The sequence below is a fragment of the Lacrimispora sp. genome, assembly GCF_047605665.1.
Taxonomy (GTDB): domain Bacteria; phylum Bacillota; class Clostridia; order Lachnospirales; family Lachnospiraceae; genus Lacrimispora.
On record NZ_JASGFH010000003.1, the window covers coordinates 97,010 to 120,917 of the forward strand.

The 23,908-nt window shown below is 42.4% G+C and carries 26 protein-coding genes; 5 read left to right on the top strand and 21 right to left on the bottom strand.

What is annotated here, in order from left to right; genetic code table 11:
- The first annotated feature begins 24 nt into the window (after window positions 1-24).
- The gene (locus tag QM657_RS03055; protein ID WP_415065059.1) at window positions 25-1,179 is read left to right on the top strand and encodes a substrate-binding domain-containing protein; all 1,155 of its coding nucleotides are present in this window, start codon (window positions 25-27) and stop codon (window positions 1,177-1,179) included.
- Between the two features lie 77 nt (window positions 1,180-1,256).
- Here the strand turns inward: QM657_RS03055 and QM657_RS03060 are convergent, their stop codons facing one another.
- Both QM657_RS03060 and QM657_RS03065 read right to left on the bottom strand, forming a co-directional pair.
- Complete coding sequence (locus QM657_RS03060) at window positions 1,257-2,612, bottom strand: diguanylate cyclase domain-containing protein (protein WP_415065060.1); 1,356 nt, start codon at window positions 2,610-2,612, stop codon at window positions 1,257-1,259.
- A 226-nt stretch (window positions 2,613-2,838) separates the two neighbouring features.
- Window positions 2,839-3,219 carry a winged helix-turn-helix transcriptional regulator gene (locus tag QM657_RS03065; protein ID WP_415065061.1) on the bottom strand — a complete coding sequence of 127 codons (381 nt, stop codon included), beginning with the start codon at window positions 3,217-3,219 and terminating at the stop codon, window positions 2,839-2,841.
- Between the two features lie 156 nt (window positions 3,220-3,375).
- Between QM657_RS03065 and QM657_RS03070 the strand changes: the two genes are divergently transcribed.
- Genes QM657_RS03070 through QM657_RS03085 form a run of 4 tightly spaced genes read left to right on the top strand, consistent with a single transcriptional unit; the run spans window position 3,376 to window position 6,318 of the window.
- Window positions 3,376-4,485 (top strand): radical SAM protein, encoded by a 1,110-nt coding sequence (locus QM657_RS03070; protein WP_415065062.1) that lies wholly within the window; start codon window positions 3,376-3,378, stop codon window positions 4,483-4,485.
- 31 nt (window positions 4,486-4,516) lie between these two features.
- The gene (locus tag QM657_RS03075) at window positions 4,517-5,398 is read left to right on the top strand and encodes a VIT1/CCC1 transporter family protein (RefSeq protein ID WP_415065064.1); all 882 of its coding nucleotides are present in this window, start codon (window positions 4,517-4,519) and stop codon (window positions 5,396-5,398) included.
- A gap of 44 nt (window positions 5,399-5,442) precedes the next feature.
- Window positions 5,443-5,862, top strand: coding sequence for a flavodoxin family protein (locus QM657_RS03080; protein WP_415065065.1), 420 nt, complete (start codon window positions 5,443-5,445; stop codon window positions 5,860-5,862).
- Window positions 5,863-5,895: 33 nt separating this feature from the next.
- The gene (locus tag QM657_RS03085) at window positions 5,896-6,318 is read left to right on the top strand and encodes a metal-dependent transcriptional regulator (protein WP_415065066.1); all 423 of its coding nucleotides are present in this window, start codon (window positions 5,896-5,898) and stop codon (window positions 6,316-6,318) included.
- An 18-nt stretch (window positions 6,319-6,336) separates the two neighbouring features.
- Here the strand turns inward: QM657_RS03085 and QM657_RS03090 are convergent, their stop codons facing one another.
- From QM657_RS03090 to QM657_RS03180, 19 genes are all read right to left on the bottom strand, one after another.
- Entirely contained in the window at window positions 6,337-6,813 is a 477-nt protein-coding gene (locus QM657_RS03090; RefSeq protein ID WP_415065067.1) for a flavodoxin, read from the bottom strand.
- A 188-nt stretch (window positions 6,814-7,001) separates the two neighbouring features.
- Entirely contained in the window at window positions 7,002-9,029 is a 2,028-nt protein-coding gene (locus QM657_RS03095) for an ATP-dependent helicase (protein WP_415065068.1), read from the bottom strand.
- A gap of 15 nt (window positions 9,030-9,044) precedes the next feature.
- Window positions 9,045-11,708 (bottom strand): DEAD/DEAH box helicase, encoded by a 2,664-nt coding sequence (locus tag QM657_RS03100; RefSeq protein ID WP_415065069.1) that lies wholly within the window; start codon window positions 11,706-11,708, stop codon window positions 9,045-9,047.
- 201 nt (window positions 11,709-11,909) lie between these two features.
- On the bottom strand, window positions 11,910-12,314 hold the full coding sequence (locus tag QM657_RS03105; protein ID WP_415065070.1) for a GNAT family N-acetyltransferase: 405 nt from the start codon (window positions 12,312-12,314) through the stop codon (window positions 11,910-11,912).
- Between the two features lie 324 nt (window positions 12,315-12,638).
- Window positions 12,639-13,343, bottom strand: a complete 705-nt coding sequence (locus QM657_RS03110; protein ID WP_415065071.1) for a hypothetical protein — start codon at window positions 13,341-13,343, stop codon at window positions 12,639-12,641.
- Between the two features lies 1 nt (window position 13,344).
- A complete protein-coding gene (locus tag QM657_RS03115) occupies window positions 13,345-13,695 on the bottom strand; it encodes a hypothetical protein (RefSeq protein ID WP_415065072.1) in 351 nt (116 codons plus the stop codon).
- A 13-nt stretch (window positions 13,696-13,708) separates the two neighbouring features.
- Window positions 13,709-14,008 (bottom strand): phage terminase small subunit-related protein, encoded by a 300-nt coding sequence (locus QM657_RS03120; protein WP_415065074.1) that lies wholly within the window; start codon window positions 14,006-14,008, stop codon window positions 13,709-13,711.
- A gap of 15 nt (window positions 14,009-14,023) precedes the next feature.
- Complete coding sequence (locus tag QM657_RS03125) at window positions 14,024-14,341, bottom strand: hypothetical protein (RefSeq protein ID WP_415065076.1); 318 nt, start codon at window positions 14,339-14,341, stop codon at window positions 14,024-14,026.
- Window positions 14,331-14,687, bottom strand: coding sequence for a hypothetical protein (locus QM657_RS03130; protein ID WP_415065078.1), 357 nt, complete (start codon window positions 14,685-14,687; stop codon window positions 14,331-14,333). The genes QM657_RS03125 and QM657_RS03130 overlap by 11 nt, the downstream gene beginning before the upstream one ends.
- A gap of 649 nt (window positions 14,688-15,336) precedes the next feature.
- Complete coding sequence (locus tag QM657_RS03135) at window positions 15,337-16,608, bottom strand: RidA family protein (protein ID WP_415065079.1); 1,272 nt, start codon at window positions 16,606-16,608, stop codon at window positions 15,337-15,339.
- Window positions 16,609-16,778: 170 nt separating this feature from the next.
- Complete coding sequence (locus QM657_RS03140; RefSeq protein ID WP_415065080.1) at window positions 16,779-17,087, bottom strand: cupin domain-containing protein; 309 nt, start codon at window positions 17,085-17,087, stop codon at window positions 16,779-16,781.
- Between the two features lie 76 nt (window positions 17,088-17,163).
- The gene (locus QM657_RS03145) at window positions 17,164-17,463 is read right to left on the bottom strand and encodes a Dabb family protein (protein ID WP_415065081.1); all 300 of its coding nucleotides are present in this window, start codon (window positions 17,461-17,463) and stop codon (window positions 17,164-17,166) included.
- 162 nt (window positions 17,464-17,625) lie between these two features.
- Complete coding sequence (locus QM657_RS03150; protein ID WP_415065082.1) at window positions 17,626-18,375, bottom strand: ABC transporter ATP-binding protein; 750 nt, start codon at window positions 18,373-18,375, stop codon at window positions 17,626-17,628.
- On the bottom strand, window positions 18,372-19,424 hold the full coding sequence (locus QM657_RS03155; protein WP_415065083.1) for an iron chelate uptake ABC transporter family permease subunit: 1,053 nt from the start codon (window positions 19,422-19,424) through the stop codon (window positions 18,372-18,374). The genes QM657_RS03150 and QM657_RS03155 overlap by 4 nt, the downstream gene beginning before the upstream one ends.
- A complete protein-coding gene (locus QM657_RS03160) occupies window positions 19,421-20,410 on the bottom strand; it encodes an ABC transporter permease (protein WP_415065084.1) in 990 nt (329 codons plus the stop codon). The genes QM657_RS03155 and QM657_RS03160 overlap by 4 nt, the downstream gene beginning before the upstream one ends.
- A gap of 41 nt (window positions 20,411-20,451) precedes the next feature.
- A complete protein-coding gene (locus QM657_RS03165; RefSeq protein WP_415065085.1) occupies window positions 20,452-21,507 on the bottom strand; it encodes a siderophore ABC transporter substrate-binding protein in 1,056 nt (351 codons plus the stop codon).
- A 275-nt stretch (window positions 21,508-21,782) separates the two neighbouring features.
- Window positions 21,783-22,490, bottom strand: a complete 708-nt coding sequence (locus QM657_RS03170) for a nitroreductase family protein (protein ID WP_415065086.1) — start codon at window positions 22,488-22,490, stop codon at window positions 21,783-21,785.
- 46 nt (window positions 22,491-22,536) lie between these two features.
- On the bottom strand, window positions 22,537-23,331 hold the full coding sequence (locus tag QM657_RS03175) for a nitroreductase family protein (RefSeq protein WP_415065087.1): 795 nt from the start codon (window positions 23,329-23,331) through the stop codon (window positions 22,537-22,539).
- A 98-nt stretch (window positions 23,332-23,429) separates the two neighbouring features.
- Window positions 23,430-23,768: an ArsR/SmtB family transcription factor gene (locus tag QM657_RS03180; protein WP_415065088.1), complete on the bottom strand. Its 339-nt coding sequence runs from the start codon at window positions 23,766-23,768 to the stop codon at window positions 23,430-23,432.
- Window positions 23,769-23,908: the final 140 nt, after the last annotated feature.

Consider the following 23,908-nt stretch of genomic DNA (forward strand, 5'->3'; position numbering starts at 1 on the left):
ATGACTTTAAAAAGGAGGTTATTTATGAAAATGAAGAAACGATTATCTCTGCTTATGGCGGCAACATTAGTTGCGACAGCAGCGATGACGGGCTGCGGCGGCGGACGCCAGGCAGCACCGGAGACCACAACAGCAGCTCCTGCACAGGAGACAAAGGCAGCAGAGACAAAAGCCGAGGAAACGAAAGCAGCAGAAGCTGCAGGCTTTGAAGCCGGTGCAACCATCGGTGTTTCCCTTCCATGGCTGGGCACCCAGAACTGGAAAGAAGCTGACGAAATGTTCAAGACCCAGTTAGAGGCCGCAGGCTTTAAGGCAATCGTTCAGGCCGCTGACAACAAGGTTCCTCAGCAGCAGCAGCAAATCGAGTCCATGATTCAAAATGGAGCAAAAGTTATTGTTGTTGGTCCCGTTGACGGTTCACAGCTTGGTTCTGTTTTAGAAGAAGCTGCAGCCGCTGGCATTACCGTAATCGGTTATGACCGTCTCCTTGAGAACACCACCGGTGTAGAAGGCGTAGTACAGTTCGGAAGCATCAAGACCGGTGAATTACAGGGACAGGCGCTTCTTGACGGTTTAGCAAAAGAAAAAGGCGCAGGCCCTTACAATATCGAGTTATTCGGCGGCGGCCCTGCTGACCCCAACGCTCCTAACTTCTTCAAAGGCGCTATGTCAGTGCTTCAGCCAAAGATCGATGACGGCACACTTGTAGTCGTATCAGGACAGACTGACTTCACACAGTGCGCAACCCTTGACTGGGATAACTCCAAGGCTCAGGCACGTATGGACTCCCTGCTCTCCGGTTTCTACGCAGACAAGGAAATTCACGGTGTTCTTTCTCCTAACGACGGTATTGCCCGTGCGATCATCACCGCATCTGAGCAGGCTGGCCAGAAGATTCCTGTTGTTTCAGGTCTTGACGCTGAAAACGAATCCGTTGAATGGGTTTGGTCCGGAAGACAGTATTCAACTGTAGCAAAACCAACCGATGTTCTTGTAGGCAAGACAGTAGAAATCATCAAGTCCCTTCAGGAAGGCAAGGGTATGCCTGCACCTGATACCAGCGTAAACAACGGCAAGAAGGATGTTGGCGTTTATGAGCTTCCTCCTCTGGTAGTTACAAAAGACAATGCTAAGGAAGCATTTGCAAACGATCCTGGCCGTCTTGAGCTTTTAAAGTAATCAATTGATGGAAATCTTATAAAGAAACGGCAGAGGAGCATATCCTCTGCCGTTTCTTTTATCTTTTATGATACGTCTTATTCTTTTTCTTTCAGCGCAGACCGCCTTTTGGATTTCTCCAGATACATCAGCTTATCCGCTCTGTGAAGGATGGTGTCAAGATCACTTCCGTCTTCCGGAAATATGGCATATCCGATGCTGGGCGATACCTTGATGGGGTAACCCGGAACATGAAACTCCTCTTCAAAGCGGTTGAGAAGCCGTTCTTTTGCCTTTCGAAGGCTTTCCATACTCTCAATTTCCGGCAGTATCAGCAAAAACTCATCTCCGCCTAAGCGAAAGGCCATCTCATCCGGCCCGGTGCTCTCTTTTAATATGCGCGCAGTCTCAACAAGCACCATATCTCCTACGCTGTGCCCATATGTATCATTGATCTTCTTAAAAAAATCCAGGTCCAGCAGCAGGATTCCCAGTTTGTATTCTTTTCGCTTTGCCGCCGCGAAGGCATTGGCCTGATAACTGTTGAGAAAGTGCCGGTTAAACAGGCCTGACAAAGAATCGTAAACCGACATGATAATGATCTTGTTGTTGGACCTTATGTATTTGTATACCAGAATCCCTCCGGAAGAAGAAAGGAGTACTGAGAAGATAAACAACAGCACAAATAAAGGCAGATTACCCTCCCATCCGTTTGACGAACTGACTGTAATGTTCCAGTTGATGAAGTCCGGGTCCACAGCGAATTCCAGCTTGGAATTCACATTAGAATCAACTGAGCCAAAAAATGGGGTCGTTTTGTTCTCCTGATTAAAAATCGCAATATCCAGCCCTGAGCTTACGGCATAGGACTCAATCTCCGCAAGTATTTTTTCCGGTTCCAGCACAATGGCAATCTGTCCCCAATACTCCATATCTTCCATGACAATGGGAAGCCTGACGATGAAGCCTCTCCCGCCCTGCACTAAGTCCACCGGCCCCTGCAAAATAGGTTTCAGCTCGTGTTTCACCTTCAGCACAAGGTCCTTCTGCCCTTCCACCGTGGATAAGTCCACCCCGATTGCTTCAGAATTGGACTCCTGGGGATAATTCCATATGATAGTCGTATCCCTGAGAACGCCCACATTGCGGATATAATCTGAGTTTGTGGAAAGAAGCTCATCCATATAACGGTAGGAGATATCTGCGATCAAATCCGGCTGAAGCTTGATATAAGCCTCGTAGCCTTGAAGCAATGTGACATTGGAGTAAATCAGCCTCTGGACCCTGCTTTCAAATACCATATACCGGTCAGTCGTTTCCAGGACTGCTCTCTGCCTGATGTTATTGTGCAGCATCAGAATAAAAGACAGGCAGATGGATAAGAGCACAATAACCGCAGCCATGGAAACCAGCAGCGGGCTTGCTTTTTGAGGAAAAGGTTCATTTTTTCTCATATTGGTTTCAAAAATCCTTCTTTTTATCTCCTTTGCAAGGGGACTGCAAAGAAGTGTATTTTTGATATTATAGCAAAGCTGGGCGGTTAATACAAGGCGTTTCGGTCCATATGACATTTATTGTAACCTAATATTTTCCAGGAATCTACCGATCATCTTTTTGTACAAAAAAAACCGGCGCGCTGCCGGCTTTTTTATAGTTAAAACACCCTGATTTTCTCTGTTTTCAACTGACTGACTGGCATCTGCTGCATAAAATGCCGCAGGAAGCTGTCTCCTGCATATCTTCAATTGCCCAACCTGCAAGCTGTGCGAGTATGGGGAGAATGTGCTTGCCCTTTTCCGTCAGAGTGTACTCCACTCTGGGTGGAACTTCATTATACTGTTCCCTGTGAATGACTCCTGCTGCTTCCAGCTCTTTTAAGGACTGAGCCAGCATCACATTGGTAATATCCCCCAGCTTTCTTTTGATGACGCTGTAGCGCAGAGGGGTTTCGCCTGAAAGGATGCACACAATAGGCAGCTTCCATTTCCCGCTGAATATGCTCATCAAATGGCGGATTGGGCATAGTAATTCTTCTGTTGTCTGATTGGTTTTGTCACTCATTTTCTATTCCTCTGCTCCCATAGTAAGTTTTTTATTACTAAGTCTGTTTTTTCTGCGTTATTGAAAAAAACTTATTTTGTTTTATAATTATATCACAAGAGATATTCAAATACAAGTTCTTTCAGCGATGAGAGCACGATCAGCGGTTTAATGAGAATGAAAAGGGGTATATATGCCATGTTAAACTTAAACAACTTTCTGAACAACGGAATTAAAAACATTTCTGAGACTGCCGGACGCTTCTATCTGGGAAGCCGCCGGGGGCAGGCATTCATGCTGCACATGGTATCAGACCTGCACAAAGGGGCAAAACTAAGAGAACAGCACGAGGAAAACGGAACCCATGTTCCGCCTTTCCTGATTGCCAGCATAGCTTCTGACTGCAATTTGCGGTGCACTGGCTGTTACGCATGGGCCTCCGGCGCCTGCGGCAGCGGACAGGAGCCCAAACAGCTAAATGCTGAAGACTGGCGGCGTATCTTTCAGGAAGCATCAGACATCGGCGTATCCTTTATTCTCCTGGCCGGAGGGGAGCCCCTTTTGCGCCGGGACATCATCATGCTGGCGGCAGAGTTTGAACATATCATCTTTCCCGTATTCACCAACGGAACCTTGATTGATGAAGAGTATCTGGACCTATTTGACCGGCACCGCAATTTAATTCCGGTCCTCAGCATTGAAGGCGATGGGGAAAAAACAGATGCGCGGCGGGGAAAGGGTGTGGCAGAAAAGCTTGAACAGACAGCCAAAATCCTTAAGAAACGGGGAATTCTTTTCGGAAACTCCATCACCGTGACCTCCCAAAATCAAGATGAAGTGACAGACCCGGCCTTTGCCGAAGCCCTGCGGGAAAGCGGGTGCGGCCTCGTCTTCTATGTGGAGTACGTTCCAGTGGAGAAAAATACAGATCATCTCGTTTTAGATGACGAGCACCTGCACATCCTGGCAGAACAGATTGACAGCCTGCGAAAGAGCAAGAAAAATAAAGGCATGATCATCCTCTCCTTCCCCGGCGACGAGGAATCCATGGGAGGCTGCCTGGCCGCCGGACGGGGATTCTTTCACATCAATCCCACAGGCGGAGCCGAGCCCTGCCCCTTCTCTCCTTATTCAGAAATGAATTTAAAGGAGCAGTCCTTATTGACGGTACTGCAATCGTCATTTTTTGAAAGGGTCCGGGAAATCAGTGCGGCGGAAGCATTAAACCACAAGGGCGGATGCACTTTATTTCAATATGAAGATGAAGTAAAGCAGGCAGTCCTGTAAAAATCTGTTATATAAGAAAGGCGGGAGGAGTATGCCAAAGCAGTTAAGTCCGGCTTTGCACAAGCGTATTTTACAGTTCCAGAAAAATGAAATCAGCGGCAGTATCCTGTATGAATCCATTGCCAGAAGACAAAAAGATAAGAATAACGAGCTGGCTCTGCTTGAAATTTCAAAGGCAGAATTCAGCCATTATGAAACATGGAAAAGCTATACAGGCAAGGATGTGAAGCCTGACTGGGTAAAAATTACCATTGCCAAGGTTTGCAGCCGCATATTAGGCGATACGTTTACGATCAAGTTCTTTGAAAAAGGCGAAGACTTTGGAATCAAAGAGCTTCAGGAAATTGAAAAGGAAGTGCCGGAAGCGCGGGCCATTGTCCAGGAGGAAGAGGAACACGAAAACCGCCTGATGGCAATGGTGGATGAGGAGCGGCTGCACTATATCGGCTCCATGGTATTGGGCCTTAATGACGCTTTAGTGGAGCTTACAGGAACTCTTGCAGGACTCACATTTGCGCTGGCAAATACCCGCCTTGTGGCCCTTTCCGCAATCATCACCGGAGTTTCTGCGACCCTCTCCATGGCGGCCTCCAACTATCTGGCGGAGCGGGCCAGCGGCAACGCAGAAGCATTAAAGTCAAGCCTTTATACGGGCATGGCCTATCTGGTAACCGTCGCTTTCATGGCTCTGCCTTACCTGCTTCTGCCAAACAGCCTTTATATCCTGGCTTTCGCAATCATGCTGGCCGTGGTGGTGCTGATTATCCTGTTATTTAATTATTATATTTCCATAGCCCAGGACCAGCCGTTTTTAAAGCGTTTTGGGGAAATGGCATCCATCAGCTTAGGCGTTGCGGCTATTTCCTTTGTCATCGGGCTTCTCGCAAAGTCCCTGCTTGGGATTGATATATAAGATGAACTGCAAATTAAATTATAGATCAAAAGGAGGATTTAATCATGAATACTGCTATACGTTACTTTACACGCGGAGGCAATACAAAGAAGGTCGCTGACGCGGTTTCCAGAGCCGCAGGAGTGGAAGCAAAGGACTGTTCCAAAGCCCTTACAGAACCGGTTGACTTACTGTTTTTGGGAGGCTCTGTATATTGGGGCGGAATAGACAAAAAACTGAGACAATTCATCGACCAGCTTGACCCGGCAAAGGTGAAATGTGTTGCCGTATTCGGCACATCAGCCTTAAAAAAAGAGCCGGACCGGGAAATAGAGAAGCTTCTTCAAAATAAGGGGATTCCCGTATCAAAGCACAGCTTTCACTGCTGGGGAGAATTTTCCGCCGTTCACAAGGGCAAACCGGACAGCAGTGATTTAAAGCAGGCCGAAGCCTTTGCACGGACCGCATTGAGCGCAATGAAATGATGGCCACAGCAGATTTGAAAGGAGGAACCCAACATGGTGCAGTTAAGCCCTTCAGAAAAAGATTATATGGAAGCAATTTATATTCTGGCCAAACGCCTGGGCTCTGTCCGGTCTGTTGATGTGGCAAATTACCTGGAGCATTCAAAGCCAAGCGTCACAGTGGCCGTTCAAAATCTCTGTTCAAAGGGATATTTGCAAAAGATTGACCGGGACCTGGTATTTACCGACTCAGGGCAACCCATTGCTGAAAATATCTTTGAACGCCACTGTATCTTGACCCACGCCTTAAAGGAAATCGGGATCGATGAACCCACTGCCATTAAGGACGGACAGTCCATGGAGCGGGTCATCAGCGACGAGGCCGTGGAAGTCACGGCCAACGCAATCCAGTGCCAGAAATGGCTGACAGGAGTCTGCCCGGCGGGTTCTGACAGGATCGGGATGATGGTTGGATAAAGCAGAGCATTTCCAGTCTCATCTTCCGATCCGGGCCACCCACTTGTCAATCTCAGCCTGAGCAGTAACAAGGCGCTTTCCGCTGAAACGGATGTCAATTCCGTCTTTTACATCAGCCCCCTGACAGGCTTTTTCCACATCCGGAAAGCTGTGTCCAAGCCAGCCCGCATTGGTGGCAAAAGCATATACCGTCTTTTCTTCCCAATTGACAGAAGAAAGGGCGGTTTTTATTGGCGGAGCAAAGGTATACCACCACACCGGAAAGCCGAGAATAACGGTGTCATAATCTTGCGGGTCATATTTTAACGGCTTGATTTCCGGCTCATAGCCGTTTTTAATTTCCTTCTCTGACTGATTCACTGTCGCATTATAGCTTCCGGGATAAGCCTTTACAGGCTGTATTTCGGCCATATCGCAGTTTAGGGTTTCGCTGATCTGACGGGCAATTTTTTCCGTATTTCCGGTGTAAGAATAATAGAGAACTAATGCTTTCATCGTTAATCTCCTTTTTATAGATGTAATTTTTCAAAACAGACACGTTACCGTCCCTGTAAATAGGCTTGGAATCTGCTTCACTATATTATTATAGTACAAAATACGTCTTTTACAATAACACAGAAATAATTAACTTAGTAAGAAAAACATATCAATATAAAGGAGATATTTCCGAAATCCCAAAGGGGTTATACATAGGACAGTTCACTGAATGCTTTTATAAATTCCTTTTGCCCGTAACTTTCAAAATCCACCAGGATCATATCGTCATCTTCTGAAACCACGGTTCCCAGGCCGTACTTTTCATGTTTGACTTTAAGCACCGTTACAGCAGCCTCCTCTTGGCTTTCCCGTTTTGCCGCTTCCACCTGCTTGCGCAAATCCTGTAAGCTGATCTCTTCCGCTCCCTCCATGCCTTCCCTTACAAACTGCCTGGGAATCATGTCAATATACCGGCTTGCCCCCGGCATCGCCTTATAGCTCTCCGGATTGGTATAATAGGACAATTCCAGATAATCTTTGGCACGTGTTATTCCCACAAAAAATAACCGCCTCTCCTCTTCCTCTTCAAAGCCTCTGGTCTGGAGAGGAATCAGGCCATAGTTGATGCCCACAATAAACACATACTTAAATTCCAGCCCTTTTGACGCATGAAGAGTCATCAGCTTTACGGAATCCGCCTGATTGTTAATATCCTTCTGCAATATGTTCACCCCATATAATGCAGAGGAATTAATAAAGTCTGCAAGTCCGGCCACAAAATCCATTTGCTTCTCTGCGATATAATCGACAATAATATCTAACAGCGCATCAACAGCCTCTTTATCCTCCCCGTAAGAGGCAGAAGTTGGCCTTATATAACGATCAAGGTTAAAATACTCATACAAATCCTCACCTGTCCCAATACCGGCACAGCTCTCTTTAAATTGCAGCATCAGCTCCAGAAGCCTGGATTCTGATACCATGCCTTGTTTCACCGCTTTATTTGCCATGGAGTCCGATAAGCCTTCGCCGTAAAAACGGTCTTTCAGCACGTATAACGCCGAAGATAAGTCCTCCTGATTGACAGAAAACCTCAGAACCTTTATGAGCCAGTTTAATACGGGAATATCTCTGATGGTCTTTTTAAGGGAAACCTCGTAGGGGATGCCTTTCTTTGTGAATACAGCTTCAAAGGTATGGGATTGATTCTGCAGCCTGTAAAAAACAGCCATTTCCCTGTACTCTGCGCCTTTGTTATGTAAATCCTGAAGCCTTTCCGCCAGATACTCCGCTTCGTTAAAGGGATTATAGTGATTCTTGATCACAATCTTACTGCCCTGGTCCCGTATGCCGGAAAGCTGGCTTCCGTTTTCCAGAAAACACCTTGCAGCCCCTAAAATCGATGCAGAAGAACGGTAATTGATGGGCAGGGTAAATTCTTTTGCAGAATATTTTCTTTTTAAAGAATAGAAAACATTGATACTGCTTCCCCGCCAGCTATAGATCACCTGATTGGGGTCTCCGACAGCAAACAGCTTTGTCTCCCGGCCTTTCAGCTTATCGATAAACTCCAGTTGAATCTTATCACTGTCCTGCACCTCATCGATAATAATCCACTCCGGTTCAGCGGAGTAATCCGCCAGCAGCGCATTGCTCACGTGAAGCAGATCGAAAAATGTCATCTTATTTTGTTTCTTTTTTTCTTCCGTTAAAAGGCTGACCAGCGTTAAAATATCATCATTGTATTTTGACGTCTGCCTGCCTTCCTGGGCTGACATCATTTCCTGTTCCAGCCTCTTTTTTAACCTGTTTTTATATTTTATCGTCAGATGATGCTCCTGAATCACCTGCATGGCGATATCCAGTTCCTCATCCGGCTCAATCACGGCAAAGTCCCTGGTATACCCCATTTTTTCCAAAGGCAGACCGTTCTTCAAAAGATTGAGCGCAACACTGTGAAATGTCCCAAAGCCCAGCAGTTCCTCCTGGGGGATTTCACTGTCTAACTGGAACAGGCGCTCCTTTATTTCATTAGCCGCTTTATTTGTAAAGGTCAATACAACCATGTTTTTATAAGGAACACGTTTTTCATAGTGCAGATAGATGATCTTAGCGATCAGCACCGTAGTTTTTCCGCTTCCTACATTTGCATTCACAACACAGGCCTCACTTTCATCAAGTACGGCTTCTCTTTGATATTCATTCAGCCTGCTGAATTCATTTTCATACTTCATTCTGTTCTCCTGCACCTACTCCGTAAGGTTTTCATATCTCCTCTGAAGCTTGCTCCTGACATTTGAATGCTCTTGCGTATTCCCGTCAACGCAGATGGCAATATCAATCCCAGGCGGGCATTCTGCATGATACCGGATAATATTGACCAGACTCTTTTTGTTCGTTTTTTCCATGACCCAGTCACGGTAAAAGGGGCTGGTAACCGTAAGCGTCAGCATATGGCCTGACACTTCTGCTTTGGGGACGCTTTCTAAAAATCCGGCAAACGCATCACCCTGACCGGATACATACCGGCAGAATTCCGGCCATTTTTCCTGCAACTGCTCAAAGCGGAAGGGCTTTTTAACCGTGGTCTCCAGATCGGGTTCAACGGCCTTCATGCCCGCAGGAGGAGTTTGCTTTTCAAGAAAGCTTTCCAGCCCCCATTTGACCATGCCCTTGTCCAGCTTATAATCACCTACACATGCGGGACAGCCATCCTTGCAGTGACAGCCGCTCACCATCCTGATCGCATTTTCCAGAATTTTAGGCGTTAAATCATATATCTTTTCAGAATAGCCTAATCCGCCCACGTACTTGTCATATATGTAAATGACAACATCAAATTCCATGACCCCGTCCGGGGTTATAGCGTTGCTGGATACATTTACATCAATGTCGTCCTGGGCTGTCATGGTCACCATCATGGCCGCACTTTTAATGGCGTGGCACAATCCCTCAAAATGGTTATTTCTCACCACCTGGCCGGTTTCATTTCTCTGCAAAAGCTTTCTGAACACCTCCACCACGTCGGAGGGGACTTTGATCCATGTGCTTTCCGTGTCGTAGTCCTTTGATAACGGCTCTGACAACTGCTCATATCCCAGGTTCTGATGGTTATGGAATTGCAGCTTTTTATACATGTACACACTTTCGTCTACATTGACATCACCAAAGGCGATATGGGTTCGCCTATATTCCGTATCTTTAAAGCGCTGGATCATCCTGATAAAAGTATTTCCTCCCGGCATGGTGTAATAATTGCCGTTAAAGGGAACCGCCTGGGCGGTTTTACTTTCCAAGTCCAGCTTTATGACCTGATACAGAACGCCATCATGCATATACACGGCTCCGTTGTGAATCTCGCGGAATGCCTGCATCTCATCCATCTCGGTAATTTCTTTTCCGTTTTCTTTATTGATCAGCTTATACCGGGATTTATCGATGTTTCTCAAGCTGTAATCCCCTGCGGGAAATGTCTTGCCGGACCAGATGAATTTGCCGTTCATGCCGGTCAGTTCCCGGACCTTCATCAAAACCGGGATGATTTCTCCAAGGTCCGGGAACAGGGAGATATCGTCTAAAGTCAGGGGAAGTTCCGCTGCCGCTGCCCGGATATGGGCTAACTGGATCAGCAGATTGTTCTTATCGATTACCGCATTTTCACTGTCATGCTCAAACAGCCAATCCGGATCAATGGTAATATACTGGTCAAAGGGCTGGTTATCCAGGATTAAATAGTTGGTGCATTCTCTCCCGCTTCTTCCTGCCCTGCCGGTCTGCTGCCAGAAAGAAGCCCTTGTGCCGGGGTATCCCACCAGCACAGTGGTGTTGATCTTTCCGATATCAATTCCCAGCTCCAGCGCATTTGTGGAAATCAATCCTTTTAAGACTCCGGAAACCATCTTGTGCTCAATTTCCTTTCGCTCATTGGGAGTGTAACCGCCCCGGTAGCCCGATATCTTATCGGTCATGGAGGCGTTGAAAATCCCTTCTGACTCCAGTTTATCCCTCGACTCTTTTAATACGATTTCCACATTTTTTCTGGATTTTACAAAGGTGATGAAGCTTTTGTCATTCACAACCAGTTCCGGCACCAGATGGGCGGCTACGGTTGTTATGGGGATTCTTCCGTAATCCTTATCCTGTGCTCCTTTAATGCTCGGAGGCTGGATGACTGCATACTTTTTTTCCGGTGACGGGGAGCCATCCCGGTCGATTAATACAAAGGACTGGCCGCAGATTTCTGATGCCAATTCCACAGGATTGGCTATGGTTGCAGAACTGCATAAATACCTTGGGCAGGAGTGATAATATTTGCAGACTCTTTGCAGACGGCGGAACACATTTGCCAGATGGGAGCCAAATGCGCCTCTGTAGGTATGGAGTTCGTCAATGACTACGTATTTTAAATTTGAGAAAATAAAATCAAAGCCAAAGTTGCTGTGATTGGGCAAAAAGGCGCTGTTTATCATCTCCGGATTGGTCAGGATTATGTTGGCGCTCTTTCTTATCCGGCTTCTCTCATTGACCGGAGTGTCCCCGTCATATACTCCTGCTGAAATTCTGTCCGCTCCAAAGTAGTCAAGATATGGCTTGATAGCTCTGTACTGGTCGCTTGCCAGGGCCTTTGTGGGGTATATGAAGATAGCTCTTGCCAGTGGATTTTCCAGGATTTCCTGAATGACGGGCAGCAGAAAGCTGAGGGTCTTTCCGCTGGCTGTGGAAGTGGTGATGACAATGCTCTTTCCCTCCACTGCCTTTGTGAACATCTCGGCCTGATGGGAGTATAAGGATTTCATTCCGTTTTCGTTTAAGAATTGAGAGAGCTCCGGAGACAGGTTATGGGGGTGTTCAACGTAGTCGCCTGTGCGGGGCGGGAGTGTTTTTTTATATATAATCAGTTCGTTTGTGTTCATAAGAATCTCCTGACGGGTTTTCGTTTTCGAATGTACGTTCTATTTTTATTATACTATAATTTATGAGTTACTACAAGAATAATTAAAAAGGCGTACCGTTTTCTGTATCAATGGTATCGCCTCTTTTCATGATTTTATTCTGTTTTAAATACCCTCTCTGATTACAGCATATTAAATTACTCACACGCCTGCCAGTACACTTTAATATCTTTTCGCCATACCAACAGACCTTGGTGCCGAATACTCAAATCCGAACCTTTCATATAATTTATCTGCCGGAACATCAGCAATTAAACTCACATAAGAATCTTTAGGAACATGGTTCTCCAAGTACATGTTTATTTCCGACATGATCTGTTTCCCCAATCCCTTTCCCTGATATTGAGGCGCAACCGCAATGTCCACGATTTGATAAAAGCATCCTTTATCCCCTATCACTCTGCCCATGCCGATCAGTTTATCCGAATCTCTTAGCGTAACCATAAAAATAGAATTTTTCAATCCTGTTTCCGATGCTGTTTCATCCTTGGGACTGAGGCCAGAAATGATTCGTAAATTATTATATTCCTGTGCATTTGGAACTTCATATAAAACAGCTATACTCATATTTAAATTCCTTCTCCTACTCTTTATATGTAATCCTATTGTTTATTTTATCTTTTCTCTAATGATATTATTATCTCATCATACTTTAAATAGTCCAAAATGTCATACCTCTCCCATATCCCCTTGACAATGGAATCTATTCTTTATTTTTTCGGATATCTTTATCAGCTTTTGGAAAACATATATCTAAAGCGTTTACACGATAACCACATGAAATTTGAGTGCCTATACTACTAAAAACCATATTCACACATCACTTTATATAACATAAAAATTATTGATTCTTTATTGTTCTCAGACAACAGTATAATCATAATATTAAGCTTACAGCTTACTTTTTTTAGATGGCGCAACAGGATTCATCCTTATAAAAATAACATGAATAGTCTTATTATTAAATGTTATATCAAAAACCCCGTTATTTTTATTAAAATAATCACATCCATTCTTTGTATAATCAAAGATGACATAATATCCTTCATTATACATTCTACCACTCAGATATGAATCCAACTCTGGAAATCCCGCCTGATAATATATTTCACCTTTCCAAAGCTTAGTTTCAATAATAGTTTTCTCCCTTGGAATACATATGTCGCATTTGCCACCAGACATTTCTGGTTCTAAAAATGTTTCTTCAGAAATGAACATCGCCAGCAAACGACGAAGCTTATCTTCAGAATCATCGCTTTCAATTAAACTTTTAAAAATTCCATCTTCAACTTTATGTTTAAACCTTATTACGCTATCAAAAAACCTTTCCGACTTACAATATACTAATTCCTGTTTCATAAATAGAAATAATCCTTTACAAAATTCTGTTACATTAAGATCATTTGCTACAAAAAAATCTTTTCTTGATTTAGCAGCATCACATAAAGTTTTAGTATTAAAATTTTTATTATTCAAATAAACTATAATTTTAGGAGTAACAGATAAAGCAAACTTATCCACTAGTACACTTGCAGAATTTGCAAAACAATAATCATGAATAATTCTAATAATTGACTTTGAAATATCCCCTCTCATGTTATAATACCTTAGTTAATTTAAAAGCCTTTTCCGCAATAGAATGCATATAGATCTTGTTATTTCCAACGACCTTTTTAATTTCTATTAATCCTAACTCCAATAACTTTTTAATTTTACGAGAAACTGCTACTTCATTTGTAGAGAGTATCTGAGCAATATCTTTTTGGGCCCTTTTACCATCAATACTTTTGTATACTTGTAGTAGCACTATATCTGCTTGAAATTCTGCTACATATTCATCTAGAAGAACTTTATTTGACCTCAAACTAAGTAATTCAATTTTTTCTAGTGTATCAACTTTATGCTTAATATAGTTCACGCTTGCAAACAATTCATCAGTTTCACTCATAATTTACTACTCCTTAAAAAAGCCTCTTGGGATACTTAAGCTTTGCATTCACATTAATATATTCTATAAGTCCATCCTTTTCCAGAGTGACCGCAAATAGTCTAACTGCTTCCGAAGATACATTAACTTCTTCAGCTATTTCTTTAAGGCTTTTAGTACCATCAAATAAATCGTACATTTTTTGTCTTTGATCTGTTGTAAGATATTTAGATTTAATAGACTCGTTAAAAGCTGTTATTTTATCTTGACATAAAATTGTTAATAACTTTTTTATTGCAATAAGTTCATTTAGTACTTTTTCATTATTATCCATTTATAGTTTCTCCTATTATTCATTTTCAACTGAAATAATACCATACTCACTAAGATTAAAAGCTGCTTTATACCGACCTTTGCGTTCTGCCGGAATAACAATACCAATAATAGCCCATCGTTTCCATATATTGGCCACCGTAACGTGTGAAATATTACCTAAAAGTGATGCTATTTCACGAGTAGGTTTTTCTCCATCAGTTAATTCATATAGTTTTAATAATTGTGAAGTATTAAGCTCTGTTGTAAGTAAATCAATAATTATTTTTCTATTAACCAACTTATATATTCTAAGAAATTCTTCAAATAACGAACCTAATTGTTCAATATCCACTAATTCCTCCCCCATCTTCTAATGATTTATTTGTATAATATAAAGCTATTTTCGATGTTGACTTTTTTAATATTCTAGATTTTCCTTGAACAGTAAAGTCAACTAAATTTCTTTCAATTAACTGTTGTGCAAAAATTTGAAGAGTGTTTATCTTACATTTAATATCTTCGCTTATTTGCTGGAGGGTACGCATTCCATCAAAGCTATTATACATTTCTTGCTTTAAATCCGAAGTAATAAATTCCTTATTAAACTTTTGTAAGGCATCACTTTTAATAGAAACACTTAATAATTGTATTTCTTCCAAAATTTCTTCTAAAAGCTCTATTTGTCTATTTTCATTCATACCTCTTCCCCTTTTGTGTATTTTTATTTATTTTATCGTATACGTATTCCTTTGTCAATATTTTATTTTGTACAACTTGCAATATCGCTTAACAATAACTCATATATCGCAAAAATCAGATATCTTCGTTTTGTAAAAAATATTTTATACAACATTTATTTTACAACTTCTATATATTGTGCTCATAAATAGGAGTTTGTTAATACTATTATTATATTTAACTTTTATATTGTTATAAATTCACTTTATTGCAGCTACTTATCCAGAGATCATAACAACACTATTATATTTATTATCTTAACAATCATATAATTTATATAAAAGCATAATATCAACAATATCCTTTTGATAAAATACAAGTACATGACTACGCAACATATACCTCTAACAGTATCTAACCCCAAATCTTAAGTGTTATTTTCTATAAAGTCCACTTCTATAGTTTCACCGATCATCCCACTTCTTGCACCTTCAAACAAAAAACAGCAAAGTTTCTACTATAATTAATTAAAATATTAATCTTCTTTCATCTACACTATAAAAAAACAGAAGCTGTCTCAATTTTTTATTTGAGACAGCCCCTCTTATAATTAGAATATATGATTTGTTATTCGCCACCAACATTAATAGGTAACTTTGATAATGCCTGTTATTTAATTGGAGGTGTTCCTTCTTCGTTTCCTGCAACTGCATCGATTTGAATCAAAGCACCTTCAGATAAAGCGGATACTCCAACGATTCTTCTTGCAGGTGTTCCTTCTGGGAAGAATGTCTTATAAACTTCGTTTACAGCATCAATATCTGCAATGTTCTTAAGGTAAATGTTTACTTTAACCACATCTTCCATAGCGTGGTCAACGCTCTCTAAAATTGCCTTGATATTCTTTAAGCACTGCTCAGCCTGCTCTTTTACACCGCCAGCTACCACTTTACCGGTTTTTGCATCAACAGGTAACTGAGCTGAAATGTGGTTGTAATGGGAGAATGCTACTGTCTGTGTGGAAAGAGAACACTTTGGTGCATTTTCTGTATTGTTTGCTTCGATGATGATTCCATGTCTGTCTTCTACAAGCTGAGGAGGTGTACCGTCGCCGTGTGATACCACTGCTTCGATCTGTACCAGGGCATCCATTGGTAAAGCTGCAGCTTCAACGGTTGTCCGTGCAGGAACGTAAGCTACGGCTCTTGCAATAGCGGAATCCGGGAAAAAGGTTTTATAAACTTCGTTTACAGCTTCCATATCGGAAAGGTCTTTGACGAAGATGGTAGTCTTAACAATATCATCAAAAGGAACATCAATGCTCTCTAAAATTGCCTTAATATTCTTCAAGCACTGTGCAGCCTGCTCTTTTACACCGCCGCTTACCAGTCTTCCGGTCTTTGGATCGATCGGTAACTGAGCTGTAAGGTTATTGTAATGAGAGAAAGACACTGTCTGTGTGGACAGAACGCTTGTTGGTGCGTTTGCTGTGTTATTTGTAAGCTTGATCAGATCGCCTGACTGCGGTGCGTTTGGAATAGTGCCTTCACCGTTTGAAATCAGCGCTTCAACCTGTACCAGAGCATCCATTGGCAGAGCTGCAACTGCAACGGTTGTACGTGTAGGAACATAAGTTGGGAAGAATGTTTTATAAACTTCGTCTACAGCGTCAACATCTTTGATATTCTTTACGAATACAGAGATTCTGACAACATCGCTCATAACATGGCCGATGCTCTCTACAATTGCTTTGATGTTCTTAAAGCACTGTTCAGCCTGCTCTTTTACACCGCCGGCTACCACGTTACCTGTTTTCGGATCGATTGGTAACTGAGCTGAAAGATTGTTGTAGTGAGAGAAAGCTACTGTTTGTGAGTATGGACCGATACCTGTTGGAGCATTTTCTGTGTTTCTTGCTAATACTGCGTTATAACCGCTCATAATAGTATTCCCCTTTTTCATATTTTTTGCGATGTAACCTCCCCAAATGGTTACTCTATTTGCATTATAACAGGCTTTCTTCATTTTGACTATAGGTTTTTCTAAAAAATTTTTAGTTAACCAAAAATTTAATTAGGTTCCTCTGGAAACGGCCCTTCCAGCCCCTGTTTTCAGACATCGTATTCATATTTGACAACGAATAATTCCACTGCTGCATCAGATTTATTGCCCAATTCCGAGTTAACTCCTTTGGGAATATTGACGAGCTGGCCTGCTTTGAAAGTCTTGGTCTCCTGATCTTCCACTGTGACGCTTAACTCCCCCTGGGTAATCAACGCATATACCGTTGCATCCGTTGGATGTTTTGGAAATACTTTGCCTGCCGGAATAACCACATGATTCATAAGAAGCTTTTCATCTTTAAAAACATTTTCAAATATTTCCTGATTCGTTATCGTATAATTGTAAACTTTCTCCATACAGCCTCCTGCTTTTTCATGGTAAAATTTTCTAAAGCCGCAGCGCAGCCACTCTTATCCAATCCTGTAATGCTGCCTATTCGTAATAGTCAATGCAAATGCGGTCCTGCATCACTGCTCCAATAAAGGAAGCCGCTTTTTTATGCTCCGGATGAATCTGGTAAGACTCCAAGGCTTCTTCACTATGAAAAAGGCTGTTAAGAACAACATCCCTGTTACCGGAAGGCATTGTATTTATATGAACTCTTAATTCAATAATTCCCTCCATGCACTGAGGCAGCGCTTCTAACTCTTTTTTTATTTTTTCAGCGTTTTCCCTCTTTTGAGCTTCTGTAAATTCTTCTTTGTGATTCCATGCGACAATATGTCTTATCATATCTGCACCCTCTCCTCAATTTTATTTTTTATCATTCCGGATTCCTGTCATTCAGGATTTATTATACCACAAACTGCGGATTATTTGGAGCTTTTATGTGTGAGCACATTGCGTTCACATATTGTCTTAGGAGTTGTTTATACGATATTGGAGGACACTTTTCTAATAAATCGCGATTGGCCCATGAGGTCCATCCATAATCTCTATTTTCGTTTCAAAAATGTCCGTTAAAACGTCGGAATCCATAATCTCATCCACCGTACCGAAAGCGGCGATTTTTCCGTCTTTCATGGCACAAATCCGGTCAGAATATTTAGCTGCAAAATTTATATCATGCAAAACAACCAGGATTGTCCTTCCGAATTTATCAGCCGCATGTTTTAAATGCTCCATCATTTGAACGGAACGGGCAACATCGAGATTGTTTAAAGGCTCGTCCAAAAGCACATATTCCGTCTCCTGGCACAAAACCATTGCCACATACGCCCTTTGCCTCTGGCCCCCGGAAAGCTCATCCAGATACCGGTTTTCCAAATCCGTTAATTCTAAGAAATCAATATATTTTGATATAACAGCCTCATCTTCTTTCGTCAGTCTCCCTTTGGAATAAGGAAAACGCCCGAATCCGGCCAACTGCCTGACAGTGAGCTTTGTCATAAAATGATTTTCCTGCCGTAAAATGGTCAAAACCTTTGCAAGGTCCTCTGATTTTGATTCTGATACATCCATATCCGCCACCCTGATATGGCCTTCTTCCATATGCAAAAGCCTTCCAATCATCAAAAGTGTGGTGGACTTTCCGGCACCGTTGGGACCGATTAAGGAGGTGAGGCCGGCTTTCGGTATTTTTATATTCAAAGGCCCTATCTCCACCTCACCGTATGATTTTCTGGCATTATCAATAATTATCATAAAGCACCTTTCTTTAAAAATACAATTAAAAATGTTATTCCGCCAAACATTTCAATGATGACGGAAACCACGCCTTGAGCATTGAATACATGATACATTAAAAAGTATGCACCTGTTATGATTAAGAATCCAATCGCAAGGGCCATTGGGAAAACATATCTATGATCATAGGTCGGCGCTGCCTGATAGCTCAAAGTTGCAACTAAAAAACCATAAAAAGTGAGCGGTCCCACCAGGGCCGTGGAAATAGACATCAAAACAGAAACGAGTACAAGGCTGTAAATCACACTGGTCTGATGTTTGATGCCCAGAGAAGTGGAGCAGTCCTTTCCAAGTGACACCACATTCAGCTTCTTGGAGTACACAAGAAGAAGCAATGCCGTAACGGCTACAACCGGAATTGCGATGGGAAAATACTCCGAATCCGCATTATTGACAGAACCGAACAATCTGGCCTGTAAAATATCAAACTCTGACGGCTCCAAAAGCCTTTTCATAAAAGATGATAACGATCTCAGCCCGCTTCCCATAATAATGCCGATTAAAAGCATGAGCTGTAAATTGCCGTATTTTCCGGAAAGCAGCCATCCATAAAGGATCAGACACATCAACACCATAACAACAACCTGAAATACAAAGGATTCCATGCCGCTGAAACTGATAAATGCGCTGGCACCGAAGAAAAACATTGTACCGGTATGAATCGCCGAGTAAAGCGCTTCAAAGCCCAAAAGTGAGGGGGTTATGATCCGGTTATTGGTAATGGATTGAAAAGCGACTGTCGATAAACTCTGGCAGACCGCCGAAATAATCATCGCCGTAAGGGCAAACAGCCTTCTTCTGACAACCGGGATAAAGGAAGGAGATTCGATTGGAACAGGATTTTTATAGACCAAAAGGCCATAGGAAGCAAAAATGCCCAGAATAATCAGCGTTATGAGTAAAATCCAATATCTGTTCTCTTCTCTCTTTGAGCGGAAGGCCTTTGCTGACCGGTTCTCATGACAGACAGAGGGGAGGCTGGTATTGATTTTGCCTGTTTCGTTCATTTGCGCCTCCTTTGTTTTAATAAGATAACAATAAACACGACTGAGCCCACGGTTCCAAGGATCAGGGAAACCGGCACCTCAAAAGGCATTATGATAGCTCTGGAAATGATATCGCAAAGGGTGATTGTGCCCATCCCCAATATGCAGACCCAGGGCAGATTGCTTCTTAAATCGTCGCCCCGATACATGGAAACAATATTGGGGACGATTAAACCTAAAAAGGGCAGGTTTCCAATGACAGCCGTAACAATTCCAACCGCAACAGAAACGAGACCAGTCCCTAAAATAATCATTTTATTGTAATTGACACCAAGGCTTGTTGCCACATCTTCCCCTAAACCGGCCAGGGTCAGCCTGTCGGCATAGATGAAAATAAGACCCGTAACGATGATAATCAGCCATAAATATTCGTATCTGCCGATTTGGACTGCTGCAAAGGAACCGATAAACCAGTTTTGAATGTTCTGGGTCATTTGAAAGGTCAGTCCTATAAACGTGGAAAATGCCGAAACAACTGCACCAAGCATCATCCCGACGATGGGAACGATCAAAGACGAGCGCAGTTTGATTTTCCGTAAAAATAAAAAGAAAATCATGGTTCCTGTAAAGGAAAACACGATTGCCCCGGTCATTCTCAATACTAAAGTCGGCGCAGGGACTAATATATACACAAGAAGAAGTCCCAGACCCGACCATTCAACCGTGCCTGTTGTAGTGGGTTCAACCAAACGGTTTTGGGTAATCAACTGCATTACCAGGCCTGTCATTGACATGGCTGCTCCGGAAAGCATGAGTGCCGCCGTTCTTGGAATGCGGGTTATGAAAAACATGGCCATCCCGTCTGCCTGGCCCCATATATCGTAAACTCCGACAAACAGGGATATCACACCTAAAGCAGCAACAGCCATAATCGCTGACACGAAAGGTATGGTCCATATTTTATTGTGATTATAGCGTTGAGGCTGAGAATTCTCAGCCCCAATCATTTTTTTCCTTATTTTCTTAAACACGGCCTATACTCCTGCCATTACTCAGCCAGAGCTTTTGCAAGGTCTTTAAACAGCTCCAGATAAGTTTGTATAGATTCGTTTGTGTAAGTGTCAGCCGGCGCATAGACGATGTTTCCTTCCGTAACAGCGGTTACGTTTTGAAGAGCAGGTGAATGATCGATAACATCCTGAGCTGGAACCGCATCGGCTGTGGAGGATACTGCAGCATCACGGTCTAAGACAAAAAGCCAGTCCGGGTTACTCTGTGCAATGGCTTCAACGGAAATCTCATCACCCTGATGATCGGAAGTGGCATCAGCAATATCCAATGCCGGAACCCAGCCAAACACTTCATACATAGGGCCCCAGACACGTCCGGAACGGGGAGCTGCAAAACCGATATTTCCGCCGGAAACCACAACGCTCATAACTGTGTCCGTTCCGTTGTATGCGGATTTTACAGCTTCAATGGACTGATCAAAATCGGCTGCCAGTTTTTCAGCTTCTTCATTTTTATCAAAAATCTTTCCTAAGGCGATTGTCGAATCCTTAAGTCCATTAACTAAGTTTTCTCCGGGTGTATCCGTTTTTTCGGAAACGTCAAAGTTTAAATCAATCACGGCTGCATTTGGCACCAAAGCTTTTATGTCTTCATAAAAAGAAGCAAATCTTTGACCGACAATGACCAGTTCAGGGTCTGCGGCTGCTATTATTTCAAGATTTGGCTCACGGTGATTTCCGATATCCAGAACTGACTCATCAAGCACATACGGTGAATCTGCCGGCATTACTCCCTTTGGAACTGCTGCCAATGCGATTCCCCAATCGGACAATGTCTCGAAGGTTCTATTATCCAGAGAAATCACGTTCTTAGGATTGACAGGAACTGTAACCGTACCGTGAACATCATTGATTTCAACGGTTGAGGCCTTCTCTGTCTCCGGTTCCGTGGCTTCTGTGCTTTCTGCGGGGGCTGAAGATTGAGAGCTTTCTGCAACTGTAGTATTGGGGGTTGATGGGCTTGAGCAGGCTGATAACATTAAAGCGGTGACTGCCACAATAGCGGTTGCATTTAAAAACTTAGTTAATTTCATGATCTTCTCCTCATTGAGTATATGTATTTAGTTAGTTTTATTTATCTTGTATTAGTTTTAACTAACCGCATATTATCATACTATAAGAGTAGGATTATTGTCAACTGTTAAATTGCAAAGCGGTATTTACTGGAAATTATATATCTTTCTGGTTCTGCTATCTCCAACCACAAATGGCCCCCAAAAATCGGATGTAACGGACATCCTCTTCTGAAGGGCCATGCTCCAGGCCATCTTCCTGGTGCCATCGCTTTCTAAACATTAACGTCTATTGCTCATCCTAAATGAAAAATACCTCCATTCCCAAATTCAAACTTCCCCCCTGCTCCTATCTCGAAATGCTTCTTCGCAATGCCCAGATCAATTAAGTCCATGGAATAGTCATCTGCAATTTGAGCGCTTAAGGTGTTATTTTCATATTTAAACATCACTTTCTGTGTGTTTTTAGCACTGGGAGCCAGCAGTACAGCTTTCATTCCGTTTTCTACCCATTGAGGCAAAGGCTGATCGCTCATAATTCGCTCTTCCATGCTCTTTACTTTTCTATGCGTAGCTGAACGCACCATTTTTTCTGTCAGGGAAGGCGCTGCTGCTTTACCTGTCACTATAACACAAGCCAATTCCTCGCCGTCTTCAACGGGCAGTTCTTCTTTATCAAATGTGCCTCCAACCCAGCATGTTCCAAGGTCTAAGTCAGTTATAGAAAGAACTAAATCTTCTCCGTAATATCCAATCTTTTCTTTTAAATCTCTATCATCTTTCCTGCCTTTCATCAATATAAGAGAACGCACATTGGTAAATAACCCATAGCTTTTTCTCAGCTTCCCAAAGGCATTGCTTCCGTCCTCCATGAATGCCATGGTTAGACCGGAGGCCTCATTTAGCTGATCAATAAGAGAAATAATATTTTCCTTTTTCGAACCTGTTATGGGCTCCTTTTCAAATTTTCTCCGTGAAACTCTATTTTCTATTGCACTGCGCATGAAATTACCTCCAATTATTCTTATATGGCTGTTTTAATATTTGCTTTTATCTCCATTCAATCTCAGCCTTTTTTCTGGGAACCGTCCGCATGTATTTGACATCGGGATATCCCATTGCAAGGCAGGTTACCACCTTTTCTTTTTTAGCGAGGCCAAGCCTTTTTCTGATTCTTTTGCTCATTTTCGCTGCCACCACGAAAAATCCCACGTACAGCGTGCCAAGCCCCATGGCTTCAGCCATCAATTCCATATTCATCGATGCAAGGGAGGCATCCACATCATCATCTGAAATGACAAAAAGGACTGTCGGCGCTCCATGGAAAAAGAAGCCCGGTTTTAATTTATATCCGCTCACGTCATAGGGGAGCTTAACAAATCTGCTCACCATTTCTAACAGGCGTTTTAAATACCTGAATGTTTTCAGCGCCTCATTTTCAAACATGGGAATGCTTTTTTGTGCAACAATATATCTTATCCTCTGCTTATTGCTTCCCGTAGGGGTAAAGCGCCCGGCTTCTATGATCTTTTTGATTACTTCCTTTTCTACCTGCTTATCTTTATAATGCCTTACCGACCGTCTGAACTTTATTGTGTTGAGGAGAATATCTTCGTCAATGCCGAAGACGTTTTCATCATACGGTTTGACTTCACTCATATCGTATCCGCTCATGGTAAAGGCATCTGTTGGACATACGGCAACGCAGTGTCCACATTCAAGGCATTTCTCAGCCATCATCACGGCTTTTCCCTTTTGCAGTACAATCACACGGCTGGTACAGTCTTTGCAGCATAACCCGCATCCGATGCATTTTTCTGTATCAATTTTTACAGTACTGTTCATCACTCACACCTCAATATTCTTATTTATATAGTTGATTTCATTACAGCGCAAATTTTTTCCTTCTACAAATGCATATGGAGATTTACAGCTAATACTATTTATTGATAAAACTCCTTCATCAAATGCTCAATATCCATAACTAATTTTTTCAGTATATTTAGTTTCGGAGAAACATTGATATAATAAAAGTTTTTAGTCCCTTCCTCTCTCATCTTTACAATTCCGATATCCTTCAATATTTTTAATTGATGTGATACGGCAGGACGGGAGAGGTGTGTTTTGGCTGTGATTTCACCAACACGCATTCCGCTTTCGCAATCGGATTCCATTAAAACCAGGAGTATGATCTGGCGCGTTTCATCGCCAATGGCGGTTAAAATTGACTGTGCGTTTTTAAAATCTTCCTGTATCATTTCTATTTGTTCTTTTTTATTCATTGTGAACACCTCACCTTTTGTTCTTTAGTTCGCACTGATAAACCATTGAATATATCATATACCCGAAAACGAAAGAATACAACATTGGGAAAGCAAAACGAGACGAACTTTTTTCTTCTGCATCAGAATCATGCACTCCT